The organism is Devosia sp. LjRoot3, from assembly GCF_964252865.1.
Lineage (GTDB): Bacteria > Pseudomonadota > Alphaproteobacteria > Rhizobiales > Devosiaceae > Devosia.
In genome coordinates, this window is record NZ_CAXUPK020000003.1 from 14,409 (window position 1) to 29,851 (window position 15,443).

Below are 15,443 nucleotides of genomic sequence, written 5' to 3' on the forward strand. Positions count from 1 at the left end.
CAGCAGATCTGGCGACCGCCTCAAACCACCTCTGGTATCCAGACCACCATGCTCCCCTGCCCGCGATTGGCCCAGAGATAGTATGGAATAGCCGTCAGGTTCGCCTCGCGCTCGGCCGGCGGCTTGGTCCGATAGAGCCCCGACCATTCCCCCTCATCGATCGCCGTCGCTGCCGCCTTCAGCGTCACCACGCCATCGAACAGCCCCGCCTCGGTCTTCACCTCCAGCGCCGCATCTCGCTTGATTTTCAACCGCTGCACGCGCCCACCGGGATTGTCGACTTCCTCGACGCAATAAACCAGCGGCCCCCGCTTCAGCGCCACGCGCCCGGCATTCATGATCACGCCCGGATGCGAATAAAGCCGCTCCGCCGGCATCGGCAGGTCGAGCGCGATGGTATCGCCCTTGGCCCAGGTGCGGTGAATGGTGACATAACCATTCTCAGCCTTTGCCTCGACCTTCTGCCCGTTCACCGCGATGGTCGCCCCATGGCACCAGCCCGGAATGCGCAGCTTCACATCGAACGCCGCCGGCGTTTCCGGATCGACCGAAATCTTGATGTCGCCCGACCACGGATAGTTCGACACTTCCCTGAGCGCGACCTTCTGCCCGCCGATCTCCACCGTGGAGCCGATCCCACCATAAAGATGGAAGGCCACCCCGTCATTCGACGTCGAGATAAAATACCCACCAACCGAGGCCACCAGCCGCGACACATTCATCGTGCAGCACGGACAGGTATGCCAATCCCACCGCGTCGGCGTACCGTCGCTCTCGAGCGGATTGGCATAGAAGTAGTGCTCGCCATCCCGGCTCAGCCCCGAAAGCGCGCCGTTGAACATGGCGAGCTCGAGAATATCGCCGTACTTCCCATCGAGATCGAGATGCAGCATGCGCTGCGCCCAGAAGATCAGCGCCACAGAGGCACAAGTCTCGGCATAAGCCGTCTGGTTGGGCAGATCGAAGTCATGCGTAAAGCCCTCATTATGCGCCGAGGGGCCAAGGCCCGCCGTCACATACATCTTGGTTTCCATCACATCGTCCCACAGCACCTCGCAGGCCCGTTTCAGCGCCGGGTCGTTCAGCTCCGCCGCCAGGTCCGCCATGGCCGTATAGAGATACATGGCGCGCACGGCGTGGCCGACCACCTTTTCCTGCTCGCGCACCGGCTTGTGGCTCTGCGAATACTCGTAGTTCCCAAAGACATAGCGCTGCTTGGCGTCGCCACCTTCGCGAGCCTCGCGCTCGATATCAAAATAGTGCGGGTTCGTGCGCCCACGCTCGTTGATCATGTACGTCGCAAAATCGAGATGCTTCTTCTCCCCCGTGAGGTAGTAAAGCTTCATCAGCGCCAGCTCGATTTCCTCATGCCCGTCATAGCCCCGGCGTTTGCCGGCCTCGGTGCCAAAGGTCGAATAGATGTGGTCGAGATAGCGCTCCATCACATCGAGAAAGCGTCGCCTTCCGGTTACCTGAAAATAGGCCACCGCACCTTCCAGCAGATGCCCGGCATTATACATCTCGTGATTATCGCGGAGATTGGTCCAGCGGTTCTCCGGCTCGCGCCCGAGATACCAGCAATTGAGGTAGCCATCCGGGGCCTGCGCCTTCTCAAGATCGTCCACCGCAGCCTCGATCTTGGCTTCGATATCGGCATCGCGCCGATGCGCCAGCGCATAACTCGCCGCTTCGATCCATTTGCCCACATCGCTGTCCCAGAACACCTGCACGGTGAACCCGTTATTGTGGCGCGGAAAGCGCAGCGGCGGCGGCGGGTTCGGCAGTTTCAGCGAGTCGAGAATGCCATATTCACCCAGCTTCTTGTGCTGGCTGGGCACCGTGCGATCGAGCACCGTCTCCAGCCGTTCATGCCAGAATTTTCCTTCCAGCCGCACATCGGGAAAGGGAACGGGAGCATAACGAGACATGAGAAAACCTTTTCGCTTATAAAGCAAAGAGTTGGTTGGAGTTTGGGGTTCTGTCCCTCCCCGTTTGTCACCCCGGCGAAGGCCGGGGCCCATCCTGAGATTTCAAGATGGATACCGGCTCAAGGCCGGGATGACAGCCGGTGGGAGCAGCAAAACAAAAGCCTAAATCCGTGCCCCGCTCTGTGGGTCAAACAGGTGCACCAGCGCCGCATCGATATCGAGGCCCACCCGGTCCCCCACTGAAAAACCAAGCCGCTCAGTCTGCACCAGTTGCAGGGCACCATCTTTGGACGTCAGGTACGTCGCCGAGCCGGTCGACTCCACATTGCCGACCTCAAAGTGAAAGCTTGCCGCCCCTTTCGCTACGCGCAGATTTTCAGGGCGCACGCCGGCAACTACCTTACGATTTGGCTCGGCCTGCCGCGCCAGCGGAATGCGATCCCCCGCCCCCACGACAACGCCACGACCATCTTCGGAAATGACACCGTCGACAAAATTCATCGCCGGCGAACCGATAAACCCGGCAACAAACCGATTGACAGGATGGTCGTAGAGATCAAGCGGCCGCCCCTGTTGCTCGATGATCCCGTCGCGCATCACCACCACCCAATCGGCCATGGTCATCGCTTCGATCTGGTCATGCGTCACGTAGACCGAGGTCGCCCCCAGCCGATCGTGTAGCGCGCGGATTTCCTTGCGCATCTGCACGCGCAGCGCCGCGTCGAGATTAGACAGCGGCTCGTCGAACAAAAACGCCTTGGGATTACGGATAATCGCCCGGCCCATGGCCACGCGCTGCCGCTGCCCACCCGAAAGCTGCCGCGGATAGCGCGACAACAGCGCCGAAAGCCCGGTCGTTGCCGCCACCTCGGCCGCCTTGGCCTTGGCTTCGGCCTTCCCCACGCCATGGAGGCGCAGCGAATAGGTCAGGTTCTCCTCCACCGTCATATGCGGATAGAGCGCGTAGGACTGAAACACCATGGCGATGTCGCGATGCCGCGGCGGCACGCCGGTCATCTCCTTGCCGGCAATATGCAGATCGCCCGAGGTGATGGTTTCGAGCCCCGCAATCGAGCGCAGCAACGTGGACTTGCCGCAACCCGAAGGCCCGACCAGCGCCACAAAACTCCCCTTCTCGATCGAGAGGCTGACATTCTTCAGCGCGTGGAAAGCGCCATAATGCTTGTCGATATTTTTCAGTTCGATCTGGGCAGTCATTTGAGTGCTCCCGAGGTGAGGCCGGAGACGATACGGCGCTGCAGCAGGACGAATACGGCAAGGATCGGCGTCACATAGATCGCCGAATAGGCCATGATGGCGTTCCAGTCGGTCGAGTTCGGTCCAAGGAAGCCCGAGAGACCAACGCTGGCTGGCTGCAAGGACGGGTCCTGGATGATCGACTTGGAATAGATGTACTCGCCGAACGAGCTCATGAAGGTGAGGATAGCGCAGACCAGAATGCCGTTCCGCGCCAGCGGCAGGACGATGGAGAAGAACGCCCCAACGCGCGAGTTGCCGTCCACCAGCGCCGCCTCTTCGAGTTCACGCGGCACGGTCATGAAGGTTGCGCGCACCAGCACGACGAAGAACGGCATGGCCTTGGCGGCCGCCGCCAGCACGACCGCAGTACGCGGATAGTTCAGCAACCCGAACTGGTTGAAGGCGACAAACAGCGGCGTCACCATCACCGAGGCCGGCAGCACCTGCAGCATCAGCACCGAGAAGAGGCCGATATCGACCCAAACGTTCCGGTAGCGTGCCAGTACATAGGCGCAGCCGGTTCCAAAGATCACGGTAATGGCCGTGACACCCGCTGCGATCAGCGTGGAGTTCCAGAGGAACACATGCATGGTCCGCCGCGTCCACACATTGGGATAGATCGACAGGTCGATCTCGCGCGGCCAGAAGGTGGGCGGATTGGCAAAAATCTCCGAGCCCGATTTGAAGCTCGTGACGTACATCCAGTAAAGCGGGAAGAGATAGACCGCGGCCAGCGCCAGGGCGACGACGACGAGCAGCCAGGGAATATAGGGCCGGGTCATCCGCGCACCTCATGGCGGGTGGAGCGCACATAGATGATGGACGCGATCAGCACGAGCACCAGCATCATCACCGAAATCGTGGCGCCCTTGGCGAAATCGTAAAGCTGGAAACTCATCTGCCAGGACCAGTATTGGGCAACCGTTGAGGTATTGGCCGGGCCGCCCTCGGTGATTGCGGGAAAGAGGTCGAACTGCTGCAAGGTGCCGATCAGCCCCAGCGACAGAACCGCGCCGATCGTCGAGCGCATCATCGGCAGCGTGATCGTCCAGAAGCGCTGGAAGGCATTGGCGCCATCGAGTTCGGCGGCCTCATAGAGATCGCGCGGAATGGCAGCGAGCCCAACCGAAAGCAGCAGCATGTTGAAGGCGAGACCCAGCCAGATATTGGCAATGACCACGGCCCAGATGGAAAAAGCCGGATCGGACTTCCAGAACACGTTCGACTGGATGATCCCGAGACCCTTGAGGATCGTATTGAGCACGCCGAAATCGCCCGCCAGGATCCAGCTCCAGATCGCGCCGACCACCAGGCCCGGCATCACCCATGAAACGAGGAACAGGCCGCGAATGGTCGAGGCGCCCGGAAAATTCTGCGCAAAGAACAGCGCCAGCGCGAAGCCGATGATGAACTGGCCGCCCATCGAGAAGAAGACGAAGATGAAGGTATTTTTCGTCACCAGCCAAAATGCCGGTTCGCGCACCACATCGATGTAGTTCTGGAAACCAGCCCACGGCCTGATCAGCGAGCCCAGGGTGAACATGTCCACCTGCTGAAAGCTCATCAGCACATTGTAGATCAGCGGCAATCCAGCCATGGCGATGAGAAACAGCATCGCCGCACCGACAAGCAAAATATCAAAACCCACGCCATCGCGCAGGGAAGCCAAAAATCGTCGCATAAGACCTCCAACGGTGGCCCCGGTTCCCCGGTCACCCCCACCCTCATTCCCTCCCCACAAGGGGGAGGGAGGCGCTCGCCTTGGCGTCAAAGTTCCATCGTCTCCCTCCCCCTTGTGGGGAGGGATCAAGGGTGGGGGTACGGCAGACGCAGCCCCACCCGACGGGTCCTTACTTCCCGAGAATGCCGTTGATGGTGGTCTGGGCCTGTGCCAGCGCATCCTTGGACGGCATCTGGCCGGTCAGTGCCTGCTGCATGGCGTCGTAGATTGCCTTGGAGATCTTCTGCCATTCCGGATGCGGACCACGCGGCTGGGCATACTGGAGCTGCTCCTTGAACACCTTGAGCGCGGCGTCCTTCGTCGCAATGCCGGTCACCGGCAATTCGATGTCGCTGCGCGCCGGAATGGAGCCGAATTCTTCAAAGATCCGGTGGTCCTGAGCAGCAAAATATTCAAGTGCGCGGAAGGCTTCATCCGGGTGCTTGGTGGTCGACATGATGCCCCAGTCGAACCCGCCCAGAGCCGAGGAGCGTTCTCCGCCTTCGGTGATCGTCGGCAGCAGTGCCACGCCCCAGTCGAACTTGGCGTCTTCCACCATGCGGTTGACTTCCCATGGGCCCGAAATCGCCATTGCGGCATTGCCCGAGTTGAACGTGCCGGTGGAGTCCCACTGGCCAAGGCTCAAAACGTCCTTGGAAGCCCAGCCGTTGTCGACCATCTTCTTCCACATATCGAGCACTTCGGCCGCGCCATCGGTCGCCACATTGTCATAGCCGCCGCCCGACATCTGGATGATCGGCAGGAACTGGAACGTCCCCTCTTCGCCCGCACGCGCCGAGAAGGTCGCGCCATAGACGTTGTTGGCCGGATCGGTCAGCTTTTCGGCATATTCAACCAGCTGCGCCCAGGTCGTGGGTGGCTCGGTGATCCCGGCCTTGGCGAACAGGTCCTTGTTGTAGAAAACGCCGATCGTGTCGGTGTACTTGGGAATGCCAAAATACTTGCCGTCCCACGAAACCGAGTTCAGCGGCCCCTGGAAATAGTTCTCGGCCTTGATCTCGGTCGAATTGGCGATCCGATCGGTAATGTCGAGCATCGCCCCACGCGACGAGAACAGTGCAAAGTCTGGATTGTCGAAGGACACGATGTCAGGCGCATTGCCCGTCGCGAAGGCGCGCAGCGTTTCGTTGACGAGATCGTCGAACGGAATGGCGCGGTATTCGACGACGATATCTTCGTTGGCCTCGTCGAATTCCTTGGAGAACGTATCGGCGATACCAACGCGGTCCACCCCGTCGATCGACCAGATTTTCAGCGTCACCTGCGCAAAGGCGGGCGTCGCCAGGCTCATCGCGCCAAGGCTGACAGCAGCCAGCAGTCCAAATGCGTTCAGTTTCATCAGGTTCTCCTCCCCTGAGCGGCACAATCGCCGCAAAAATGCTGCACAGGGCCCTCCTGCCCCAAAGCAGCGCTTAGTCGGCGGCGATGACTAGACCTCCGCGACGTTCCGTAACTGCAGCGTTACCGCCGCAAGATTCGTTGAGTGCCTTGAAGGTTGTCGCGACGCTCACGCCGGCGCGGCTTGCCACGTCATAAATGCGGACTCGACCTCCCCCAGCGCTCACGACAACCTCCACGAGAAACCGTTTTCTCATGCAGAGAAAACCTTTTCTTTTATCACGTCAAGTTAAGTATGACTTATGCGGAAACGAAATCCCCGCCGCGGCTCGCCTTGAGATAATTGAGGGCATGCACCTGCCCGGTGATCTCGAGATCGCCGCGATAGACCGGGTCATGCCAGCCCTCGATATCGATCGAGCCCTGGTATCCGGCGAGCCGCAGCTCCGAGATGACATCGGTCCAATTGGTGTCGCCAAAGCCCGGTGTGCGCATGAACACGAAGGGCACTTTTCCGAACACGCCATGCTCGCGAATGACGTCCCAGCGAATGGTCGCGTCCTTGCCGTGCACATGGAAGAACTTGTGTGCCCATTTGCGGATCTGCGGGATCGGCTCGATCAGATAGACCATCTGATGGCACGGCTCCCATTCGAGCCCGATATTGTCGTCCGGCGTCTCGTTGAACATCAGCTCCCAGGCGTCGGGATTGTGCGCGATATTCCAGTCGCCCGTCTGCCAATTGCCATCCATGGCGCAGTTTTCAAAGGCGATTTTGACGCCCTTGTCCGCCGCGCGCTTGGCCAGCTCGCTCCACACTTCCTTGTAGCGCGGCAGACTATCCGTAAGAACCTGGTTACGAATGCGCCCGGTAAAACCCGCCACGCAGGTCGCGCCAAAATGATGCGCATTGTCGATGCACTGCTTCCAGCCTTCGAGGGTAAGCAGATCCTTTTCCTGCGCCTCCAGCGGATTGCCGAACATGCCGATGGTCGAAATCGTGATGTCCCGATCCCCAATCGCATCGCGGCAGCGCTTCCCGAGTTCCGCCAGGTCCTGCCCATTGGTCGTCTGCCAGAAGAACGGCTCAAAGCTCTCAAAGCCGAGATCGGCAATCTTGGCGATATTCTCCGGCGCCTTGCCCTCGGTGGACTGGATCATGGTGCCGATGCGAATGGATTTGGCGGGATTAGTCACTGAACAAAAATCCTAGACAGAAATGGAAACACGTTGCTTGAGCTTGGCGCTCTCGATGGCCGCAAAGACCATGGCGAGGCTTTTTATGTTGTCGCTGCCCACCGTCTCCGGCCGCGCGCCGCTCTCGATGGCGTCGAGGAAGTCAGCAATGACGCTGGCATGCCCCTCGGTCTTGGAAGCATCAGGCATGTCGGGGATAGCGAGCGGCTCCAGCGGCCGGAAAAAGCCTTCCGTGCCTGCCACCTGATGGGCCTCAAACCTGTCATAGCCATCCCAGAGCAGCGTGCCTTTGGTCCCAACGATCCGCCAGGAAGCCTCCCAGCTCGTATTGGCGCCCTCGGCACTCCAACTGCCGCGATAGTTGAAGACGATATCGTCCTCGAACTCGTAGATCGCATTGGCCGCCGCGCCATGGGCATACCAGGAGCCCGGCGGATTGACCTCGAGGCAATAGACAGCCTTGGGCGCCGTCCCAGCCATGAACCGCGCCGCATCGAGCGTGTGGATCGCCATGTCGAGCAGCAGCACGTTTTCCATCTCTTCGCGAAACCCGCCGAAATGCGCGCCAACGAAGAAATCGCAATTGATTGATGTCAGCTGCCCCAGCGCCCCGCTTTCGATCAGCTGCCGGATGCGCCGCACGCCCGGCACATAACGCCGGTTCTGCACCACTGCGTGAATGCGCCCTGCCGCTTTGGCCTGCTCCACCATGGCGCGCGCGCTCTCCAGCGTCGGCGCCATCGGCTTTTCGGTAAGAACATGACAGCCATGGGCCAACCCCGTCGCCACCAAAGCCGGCCGCGCGCTGGGCACCACAACATCGAACAGCAAGTCCGGCTTGGTCTGGGCAAGAACGGTATCGAGATCGCTACCGATCACGACGTCAGTCAGCGCGAACTCCGCCGCACGCCCCTCGGCCACCTTGGGGTCAAGGTCGACAAGGCCGACGACCTTCACCCTGCCCTTGAGCAAGGGATGCTCGGTAAGGGCATTGAGCCAGCCTTTGGACATGGCTCCGCAACCCGCAAGAACGGCCTTAAACTGCACGCTGGAAATCCTCCCGCAAAGGACGTGCGCTGCTTCTACGCAGCTTGGCAGCCCTATTGCCGTAAACGTTTACGACGCTACAATTGAGACGAAATCCGTGTCAAGACACCTCCGTAAACGTTTTTGGTTCGCGTTTGGAAAAGTGAAATCGCCACCAGGGCGACCACGGAAGGCCTTGTGATCGCTGCGCGTTTCGGCGACACACTCAAGGCGAAGGTGCACATAGTGCCGGGGGAAAAATGAAGGGCATCAGGCGCCTGGCGCAGGAGTTGAATATCTCCATCGGCACGGTTTCCCGCGCCCTCAATGGCCGCGCCGATGTCAGCGACGAAACCCGCCAGCGCGTACTCGAAGCCGCGACCACCATGGGCTATGTCCCCAATCAGGCTGGCCGCAGTCTCCGCCAGGGCAGCACCAACGCCATCGGTTTCATGATCGAACTGGGCGCCGACATAAACGGCAATAGCGATACCTTCTTCATGGGCGTCTTTGACGGCGTGCAGTCGGTGCTCACCCGCCACCACCTCGATCTCGTGGCCCTACCCTGCCCAACCGACGAAAACCCGACCGCCTATCTCCAGCGCATGATCGGACGACGACTGGTCGATGGTCTCATCATTTCCGCCACACATCGCAAAGACCCGCGTATCGACCTTCTCACCAAGGCCCGCATCCCCTTCATCGCCCTCGGTCGCTCCCAGACACCGGGCGACTATCCCTGGATCGACCTCGATTTCGACGGCGTCGCCCGCCGCGGCATCGACCGCCTCGTCTCTGCCGGCCATAGCCGCATCGCGGCCGCTGTCCCCAGCAACGACATCAATCTCGGCTTCGTCTTTCTCGATGGCTACAAGGCGGCGCTAAAACGCCACGGCCTACCCTACGATCCATCTCTCGTGATGCGTGTCCCCTCGTCCGAGCTCGGCGGCTACCAATTGGGCCACGATATCCTGACGATGGAAAACCGCCCCACGGCGATCATACTCAACTATGAACTGCTGGCCCTCGGGCTCTATCGCCAGCTGGCCGAAGCCGGCCTCCAAGCCGGCCGCGACCTCGCCATTATCGGCTTCCGCGAAAACCCGGTCTCCCGCTTCATGTCCCCCCGCCTCACCTGCTTCCGCCTCTCCCTCAGAGACCTCGGCATCGCACTGGGTGAATCACTGCTTGCCAGCATGCCGGCCTATGCGGACGCCTATCCGCTGGGGACTGTGCAGAGGGTTTGGCCGATGGAACTGGTGCCGGGAGAGAGCGACGGGCTGTGAATCCAGTCCCCACCACTACCTCCACCCACCGACAGTCATCCTCGGGCTTGACCCGAGGACACTTCACTTGACGATGCCGGCTTAAGTGCAAAGCCCGGGGGTGACGATCCGGTGGCCCTACCCCAACCACTTCCCAAAAAACGCCAACACTGCCTCCCGCATCCGTGGCGTCTCCTGATGCCCAATCCCCGGCTCGCTGACCTTCTCCAGCTTCCCCGGCGCCCCGGCATAGGCTGGCGCCAGTTCCGCCCAGGCCCGCTCCACGGCCAATGGCGGGCTCAAATGATCCGCCTCACCGACGCAAATTAATTGCGGCCTTGGCGCAATCAGCGCCGCAATCGTCCCACCATCGGCCTCGCGCAGCAGCCCCGGCACGGTAAGATAAATCCCGTGCCCGTCATGCGCGCCCAATTGGATCATCGTCCTGAAATCGGCAAAGCAACAAAGATGCGCGACGGCTGAAATCCGGTCATCCAGCGCCGCCAGCCAATAGCTCAGCACGCAGCCCATCGAGAGCCCGAACGCCCCGATCCGCGCGGGATCGACATCATCACGACTCTCAAGATAGGTCAGCGCCGCCGCATGATCCGACAGCATCTGCCCGAATAGCGATTTGCCATGCCAGAGCAGTGCCTTGGCCGCAAAATCCTCGCTGACGGTCGCCCGCTCGCCAAAGATCGGCATATCGATGCAGAGCGTCACATAGCCCGCCCGCGCAAAAACCGGTCCTAGTGGCCCCACCAGATATTCCCGCCCATCGAGCAGTTCCCGCGCGCCAATCGCGTAACCACCGCCATGCGAATGCCCGTAGAGGATCGCTGGCAGACGTCCAGTCGCCCCACGAGGCTTGGTCAGGATGCCGCGCACATCCTCTTCCCCGATCCGCAGCCGCAAATGCTCGACCACATAGTCTTCGACATGCTCCTCCCGGCTGGAAATCAGCCCAATTTCGGGCGGCGCAAAGCCAAGCAGTTCGGCAAAACGAGAACGGGTAATCGACACGGTTTCCTCCCGGTGCAGTCGTCGGGAACCTAACGGAGGAGCAAGCGCTAGAGCAACCATCCACCAGCCCCCACGCCTCCGCATTGCTGCATTGCTTCACGACAAATCCATCCATCGGCACTTGCCGATGGAGTGACGCATATGCATCTATGCGCTCGTTGGCCGGTTCCGGCCGGCCACCGCTGGCCTAGGCCGCGCCTAACGAGAGACTTTCATGACCGATCTATTCTCCCCCATCGCCCTGCGTGATCTCACCTTGCGCAATCGGACAGTCGTTGCGCCCATGTGCCAGTATTCGGCCATCGACGGTTTTGCCAACGATTGGCACTTTGCCCATCTCGCGCGCTTCGGCATTGGCGGTTTCGGTCTCGTCATTCTCGAAGCAACCGGCGTGGTTCCCGAAGGCCGGATTTCCTACGGCGATCTCGGCCTGTGGAAGGACGAGCAGATCGCTCCCCTCGCCCGCATCGTCGATTTCCTCCACAGCCAGGGTGCTGCTGTCGGCATTCAGCTCGCCCATGCCGGCCGCAAGGCTTCTACCCCGGTTTCCTGGCGCAAGCCTGAAGACCTCGTGACCGAAGAGCAGCGCAAGGCCGCCGGTTATGAGCACTGGCAGCCCGTCGCTCCATCGGCCGAATCCAACAATCCCGCCGACCCAACCTTCCAGGTTCCAATCGCCCTCGACAAAGCCGGCATCCAGCGCGTCATCGACGGTTTTGTCGACGCCACCAAGCGCGCCGACAAGGCCGGTTTCGACACCGTGGAAATCCACGCCGCCCACGGCTACCTGCTCAATCAGTTCCTCTCGCCGCTCGCCAATCACCGCACCGACGAATATGGCGGCTCCAGAGAAAACCGCATGCGCTTGCTTCTCGAGGTGACCGACGCCGTCCGCGCGGTCTGGCCGAGCCAGAAGCCGCTCATCGTCCGCATCTCCGTCAGCGACAATGCCGAGGGCGGCTGGACGGTCGAGGATAGCGTAGTCCTCGCCCGCGAGCTCAAGGCACACGGCGTCGACGCCATGCACGCCTCGAGCGGCGGCTTCGCCCAGGGCCGGATCACCTCTTCGGCGGCCTATCAGGTGCCCTTCGCCAGTGCCCTCAAGAAAGGCGCCGACATTCCCACTATCGCCGTTGGCCTTCTCGGCGACGTCGACTCGGCCAATGAAATCATCGCCAATGGCGATGCCGATTTCATCGCGCTCGCCCGCGGCGCCCTGAACGATCCCAATTGGCCGGTCCACGCCCAGCGCCATCTCGGCAACAAGGACTATTCCCTCTGGCCCGTCCAGACCCGCCGCGTCTCCGAGCACGACCGCGTACTCGGCCTGCAGGCATCGTAAACACCTGGGGCGAGCGCAACATGCGCTCGCCCCAACAATTTCACCGCCCAATCGAAATTTCGCCGCAAGGCGAATACACCCTTGAGCTTGACGCTGCCGATACCCACCTCAGCGTCAATCGAGGGACAAGACATGGATACCAAGGCCGCCATCATCGCGCTTCTCAGCGTCTGGGGAGTTGGCACCGCAGCCTGCCTACCGGCCGTCGCTGAAGAGCCCGCAATTGCGGACGAAGGCGACAGCGACAATCCGCTGCTCAACAAGGTCTGGGTGCAGCAGGGCGAATCCCCCAGCCCCGGCACCATGCAGATCTTCCTTGCCGATGGCACCCTCGTCAGCGACAGCTGCTGGGAAACCTATCGCCTCTCCAAGTGGCAGCAGGTTTCCGACACCGCGATCTCGTGGGAAGAAGATGGCATGACCATCAATGCCGATATTTCGTCCCTCACGGCTGACGAACTTATCCTGTCGCTGAAACTGGGGAGTGACGTGGTCGAACAGCGCTTTTCGCCCGCGACCGTCCCAACCGTCTGCCCGGACATGCCGCGCTAACCTATTCGGCCAGGCGCGGCATTCGCGGGCAACAGTCTGCTAACCCAAGCGTGTCGCTACACGCCTAGATCACCACCTGAGTGCCGATTTCCACCACGCGTCCGGTGGGAATGTGGAAGTATTCCGTCGCATCGCTCGCATTGCGGGCGAGACGGATAAACAACCGATCCTGCCAGAAACGCAGCGGCCCGCTCTTCTTGCCGAGCTTGAGCGAACGCCGCGACAGGAAGAACGAAGTCGACATGATATCGAACTTCCATCCCAGCTTGCGCGCCAGCGCCAGAGCCGTCGGAATGTTCGGCGTTTCCATATAGCCGAACGTCACGACGACGCGGAAGAACAGCTCGTTGTAGGCGTCGATCGTCACCTTCTCATCGTCCGGCACGCGCGGCGAAGCCGAAGTGCGTACGGTCAGGATGACATTCTGCTCGTGCAAGACCTTGTAATGCTTGAGAGAATGGAGGAGTGCCGTCGGCGCGCCCTCGATATCGCTGGTCAGGAAAATGGCGGTACCCGGCACAGTGGTCGGCTTTTTCTTCGCCAGATTGTTGACGAGGAATTCCAGCGGAACTTCGTCGCGCCGGGTCTTTTCCGACAGGCGCCGACGTCCGGCCATCCAGCTCCACATGATCAGCGCCACGAACAGCGCCACCGCCGCCGGCACCCAGCCGCCCTGGAACAGCTTGGACGCATTGGCCGCGAAGAACCCGCCATCGATGCAAAGATAGACGACGCCGAAGAACACCACGGCAAGCGGGTGCCACTTCCAGTTGCGCCACATGACGACGACCAGCAGCATCAGCGTCACGATCATGACGCCCGATACAGCGATACCGTAAGCATTTGAAAGTGCAGAGGAACTGCCGAATGCTGCGACCAGGACCAGCACGCCGATCATCAGCATGGAATTGATCTGCGGCATGTAAATCTGGCCGCTCTGCGTCGCCGAAGTATGGTGCACCACCATGCGCGGCAGCATGTTGAGAGCGATCGCCTGCTGAGCGAGACTATAGGTGCCGGTGATCACGGCCTGGCTGGCGATGATGGTCGCCATCGTCGCCAGAATCACGAAGGGCAACAGGCCCCATTCGGGCACCATCTCGAAGAACGGGCTCGCGACATTGTCGACGCCATGGCTGATCACATAGGCGCCCTGCCCGAAGTAATTGAGCAGCAAACACGGGAACACGAGGCCGAACCAGGCCAGAACGATCGGCTTGCGCCCAAAGTGCCCGAGATCGACATAAAGCGCTTCCGCGCCGGTTACGGCGAGAAAGATAGCGCCGATGACCACGAAGGCGATGCCGAAATGGGTGACGAGAAACTCAACGCCCAGGAGCGGATTGACCGCCCAAAGAATCTCCGGGTGCTGAACGATGTTGGAAATGCCGGCGATCCCCAGCGTCAAAAACCAGATCGCGGTCACGGGCCCGAAGACGATGGACACCTTCGCTGTGCCGACTCTCTGCACCGCGAAAAGGCCCAGAATGAGAACGAGCGTTATTGGCACAACCCAGCGGGTCATGCCCGGCTGAACGAGCTCAATGCCTTCAACGGCTGAGAGAACCGAAACGGCTGGAGTGATGATGGCGTCGCCAAAGAACAGCGCCGCGCCGAGCACGCCCAAGGCGGTGATCCAGACCGGTGGATTGGTAAAAGTCTTGCGCGCCAGGGCCATAAGCGAAAGCGTGCCGCCTTCGCCATTGTTGTCTGCGCGGGTCACGAAGAACACATACTTCACCGCCACCGTCAGCGTCAGCGCCCAGACGATCAGCGAGAGAAGGCCCAATACCTCGATGTCAGAGGAAGCTGCCCCGGGCCGCACATACATGGCCTGCCGGAAGGCATAAATCGGGCTGGTACCAATGTCCCCGTAGACGACGCCGATAGCACCAAGGGTCAGGATAGGCAGATTGCTTTTCGCATGGCCGGCCTGATCGGCCGCTGCGATACCAGCCTGATGGCCGGTGGTTTCCGCTTGCGTCATGAGCTTTGGGGCTCTCTGTTTAAGGGCGGGCGCCGCTATACACCCGGCACCTTACACAAACAACACCATAAGCGTAACGGAATCAAAAAGGAGACAGGGGCCGTCCCTTGCGGAACGACCCCTGCTGCAAACGAGACCTGGAGGTCCTCGTAACTATTCGGCAGCCTTGGCGGCCGCAGCATCGTCTTCACGAGCGGCTTTGGCAGCCTCGCCCCACCAGATGAGCTGGTCGAGCATGTCCTTGGCCGAGTTGCCGATCGAACCTTCGATTTCGCTGATGGCCTTGGTGCCACCGAAGCCGGGGTGAACGGCCATAAAATCGGCGCCGGCAATGTGGACGGCCGAACGGGTCGAAGCCATCTGCAGTTCGATACCGATCGTGCGGAGGTTTTCGATGGCGCGGGCAGCGCCGACAGTGCCGTAGCCAACAGCGCCGAAGGCCTTCTTGTTCCAGTTCACATAGGCCTGGTCGAGAGCGTTCTTGAGGGCGCCGGTGATGGCACGGTTGTATTCGGCAACGACGAAGATGAAGCCGTCGAATTCGGAGATCTTGTTCTGCCAGCGAACAGCTTCGGCGTTCTGCGACGGCATCCAGGCGTTGGAAGCCATTTCGTCAAAGAACGGGAGCTGGAAATCGCGCAGGTCGACGATCTCGGCAGCAATTTCAGGGCGCTCGTTGGCCTTGTCGACAATCCACTTGGCCGGCAGTTCGCCGAAGCGGGTGGGACGGGTGGACGAGATGATGACGCCGATCTTGAGCTTGGACATTTGGGTGCCCTCCTTG

General features: G+C 60.9%; 13 protein-coding genes. 3 read left to right on the forward strand and 10 right to left on the reverse strand.

Annotation, left to right across the window (positions count from 1 at the left end):
• Positions 1–20 precede the first annotated feature (20 nt).
• From ACSQ2A_RS11080 to ACSQ2A_RS11110, 7 genes are all read right to left on the reverse strand, one after another.
• Positions 21–1,928 (reverse strand): glycoside hydrolase family 127 protein, encoded by a 1,908-nt coding sequence (locus ACSQ2A_RS11080; RefSeq protein ID WP_436072296.1) that lies wholly within the window; start codon positions 1,926–1,928, stop codon positions 21–23.
• A gap of 162 nt (positions 1,929–2,090) precedes the next feature.
• The gene (locus ACSQ2A_RS11085; protein WP_436072297.1) at positions 2,091–3,146 is read right to left on the reverse strand and encodes an ABC transporter ATP-binding protein; all 1,056 of its coding nucleotides are present in this window, start codon (positions 3,144–3,146) and stop codon (positions 2,091–2,093) included.
• The gene (locus ACSQ2A_RS11090) at positions 3,143–3,970 is read right to left on the reverse strand and encodes a carbohydrate ABC transporter permease (RefSeq protein WP_353920187.1); all 828 of its coding nucleotides are present in this window, start codon (positions 3,968–3,970) and stop codon (positions 3,143–3,145) included. Before ACSQ2A_RS11090 ends, ACSQ2A_RS11085 begins: the two co-directional genes overlap by 4 nt.
• Positions 3,967–4,869 carry a carbohydrate ABC transporter permease gene (locus ACSQ2A_RS11095; protein WP_436072298.1) on the reverse strand — a complete coding sequence of 301 codons (903 nt, stop codon included), beginning with the start codon at positions 4,867–4,869 and terminating at the stop codon, positions 3,967–3,969. Before ACSQ2A_RS11095 ends, ACSQ2A_RS11090 begins: the two co-directional genes overlap by 4 nt.
• 169 nt (positions 4,870–5,038) lie before the next feature.
• The gene (locus ACSQ2A_RS11100) at positions 5,039–6,268 is read right to left on the reverse strand and encodes an ABC transporter substrate-binding protein (protein WP_436072299.1); all 1,230 of its coding nucleotides are present in this window, start codon (positions 6,266–6,268) and stop codon (positions 5,039–5,041) included.
• A 299-nt stretch (positions 6,269–6,567) separates the two neighbouring features.
• Positions 6,568–7,464, reverse strand: a complete 897-nt coding sequence (locus tag ACSQ2A_RS11105; RefSeq protein ID WP_436072300.1) for a sugar phosphate isomerase/epimerase family protein — start codon at positions 7,462–7,464, stop codon at positions 6,568–6,570.
• Between the two features lie 12 nt (positions 7,465–7,476).
• The gene (locus ACSQ2A_RS11110) at positions 7,477–8,511 is read right to left on the reverse strand and encodes a Gfo/Idh/MocA family protein (protein ID WP_436072301.1); all 1,035 of its coding nucleotides are present in this window, start codon (positions 8,509–8,511) and stop codon (positions 7,477–7,479) included.
• 239 nt (positions 8,512–8,750) lie between these two features.
• Here ACSQ2A_RS11110 and ACSQ2A_RS11115 point away from each other — a divergent pair, with 239 nt between their 5' ends.
• The gene (locus ACSQ2A_RS11115) at positions 8,751–9,776 is read left to right on the forward strand and encodes a LacI family DNA-binding transcriptional regulator (RefSeq protein WP_436072302.1); all 1,026 of its coding nucleotides are present in this window, start codon (positions 8,751–8,753) and stop codon (positions 9,774–9,776) included.
• Between the two features lie 117 nt (positions 9,777–9,893).
• Here the strand turns inward: ACSQ2A_RS11115 and ACSQ2A_RS11120 are convergent, their stop codons facing one another.
• On the reverse strand, positions 9,894–10,778 hold the full coding sequence (locus tag ACSQ2A_RS11120; RefSeq protein ID WP_295411539.1) for an alpha/beta hydrolase family protein: 885 nt from the start codon (positions 10,776–10,778) through the stop codon (positions 9,894–9,896).
• A gap of 214 nt (positions 10,779–10,992) precedes the next feature.
• Between ACSQ2A_RS11120 and ACSQ2A_RS11125 the strand changes: the two genes are divergently transcribed.
• Positions 10,993–12,120, forward strand: coding sequence for an NADH:flavin oxidoreductase/NADH oxidase (locus ACSQ2A_RS11125; protein WP_295411538.1), 1,128 nt, complete (start codon positions 10,993–10,995; stop codon positions 12,118–12,120).
• 132 nt (positions 12,121–12,252) lie between these two features.
• On the forward strand, positions 12,253–12,672 hold the full coding sequence (locus tag ACSQ2A_RS11130) for a hypothetical protein (RefSeq protein WP_436072303.1): 420 nt from the start codon (positions 12,253–12,255) through the stop codon (positions 12,670–12,672).
• A gap of 64 nt (positions 12,673–12,736) precedes the next feature.
• Here the strand turns inward: ACSQ2A_RS11130 and ACSQ2A_RS11135 are convergent, their stop codons facing one another.
• Both ACSQ2A_RS11135 and ACSQ2A_RS11140 read right to left on the reverse strand, forming a co-directional pair.
• Positions 12,737–14,659: a potassium transporter Kup gene (locus ACSQ2A_RS11135; RefSeq protein ID WP_436072304.1), complete on the reverse strand. Its 1,923-nt coding sequence runs from the start codon at positions 14,657–14,659 to the stop codon at positions 12,737–12,739.
• A 153-nt stretch (positions 14,660–14,812) separates the two neighbouring features.
• Positions 14,813–15,427: an NADPH-dependent FMN reductase gene (locus ACSQ2A_RS11140; RefSeq protein ID WP_295411535.1), complete on the reverse strand. Its 615-nt coding sequence runs from the start codon at positions 15,425–15,427 to the stop codon at positions 14,813–14,815.
• Between the last annotated feature and the right edge of the window lie 16 nt (positions 15,428–15,443).

What these genes read in the sequence shown, in the direction of transcription:
- ACSQ2A_RS11130 (WP_436072303.1), top strand. Translation starts at nt 12,253, where the DNA reads ATGGATACCAAGGCCGCCATCATCGCGCTTCTCAGCGTCTGGGGAGTT.
- ACSQ2A_RS11140 (WP_295411535.1), bottom strand. Translation starts at nt 15,427, where the DNA reads ATGTCCAAGCTCAAGATCGGCGTCATCATCTCGTCCACCCGTCCCACC.
- ACSQ2A_RS11135 (WP_436072304.1), bottom strand. Translation starts at nt 14,659, where the DNA reads ATGACGCAAGCGGAAACCACCGGCCATCAGGCTGGTATCGCAGCGGCC.
- ACSQ2A_RS11090 (WP_353920187.1), bottom strand. Translation starts at nt 3,970, where the DNA reads ATGACCCGGCCCTATATTCCCTGGCTGCTCGTCGTCGTCGCCCTGGCG.
- ACSQ2A_RS11115 (WP_436072302.1), top strand. Translation starts at nt 8,751, where the DNA reads ATGAAGGGCATCAGGCGCCTGGCGCAGGAGTTGAATATCTCCATCGGC.
- ACSQ2A_RS11100 (WP_436072299.1), bottom strand. Translation starts at nt 6,268, where the DNA reads ATGAAACTGAACGCATTTGGACTGCTGGCTGCTGTCAGCCTTGGCGCG.
- ACSQ2A_RS11080 (WP_436072296.1), bottom strand. Translation starts at nt 1,928, where the DNA reads ATGTCTCGTTATGCTCCCGTTCCCTTTCCCGATGTGCGGCTGGAAGGA.
- ACSQ2A_RS11125 (WP_295411538.1), top strand. Translation starts at nt 10,993, where the DNA reads ATGACCGATCTATTCTCCCCCATCGCCCTGCGTGATCTCACCTTGCGC.
- ACSQ2A_RS11095 (WP_436072298.1), bottom strand. Translation starts at nt 4,869, where the DNA reads ATGCGACGATTTTTGGCTTCCCTGCGCGATGGCGTGGGTTTTGATATT.
- ACSQ2A_RS11085 (WP_436072297.1), bottom strand. Translation starts at nt 3,146, where the DNA reads ATGACTGCCCAGATCGAACTGAAAAATATCGACAAGCATTATGGCGCT.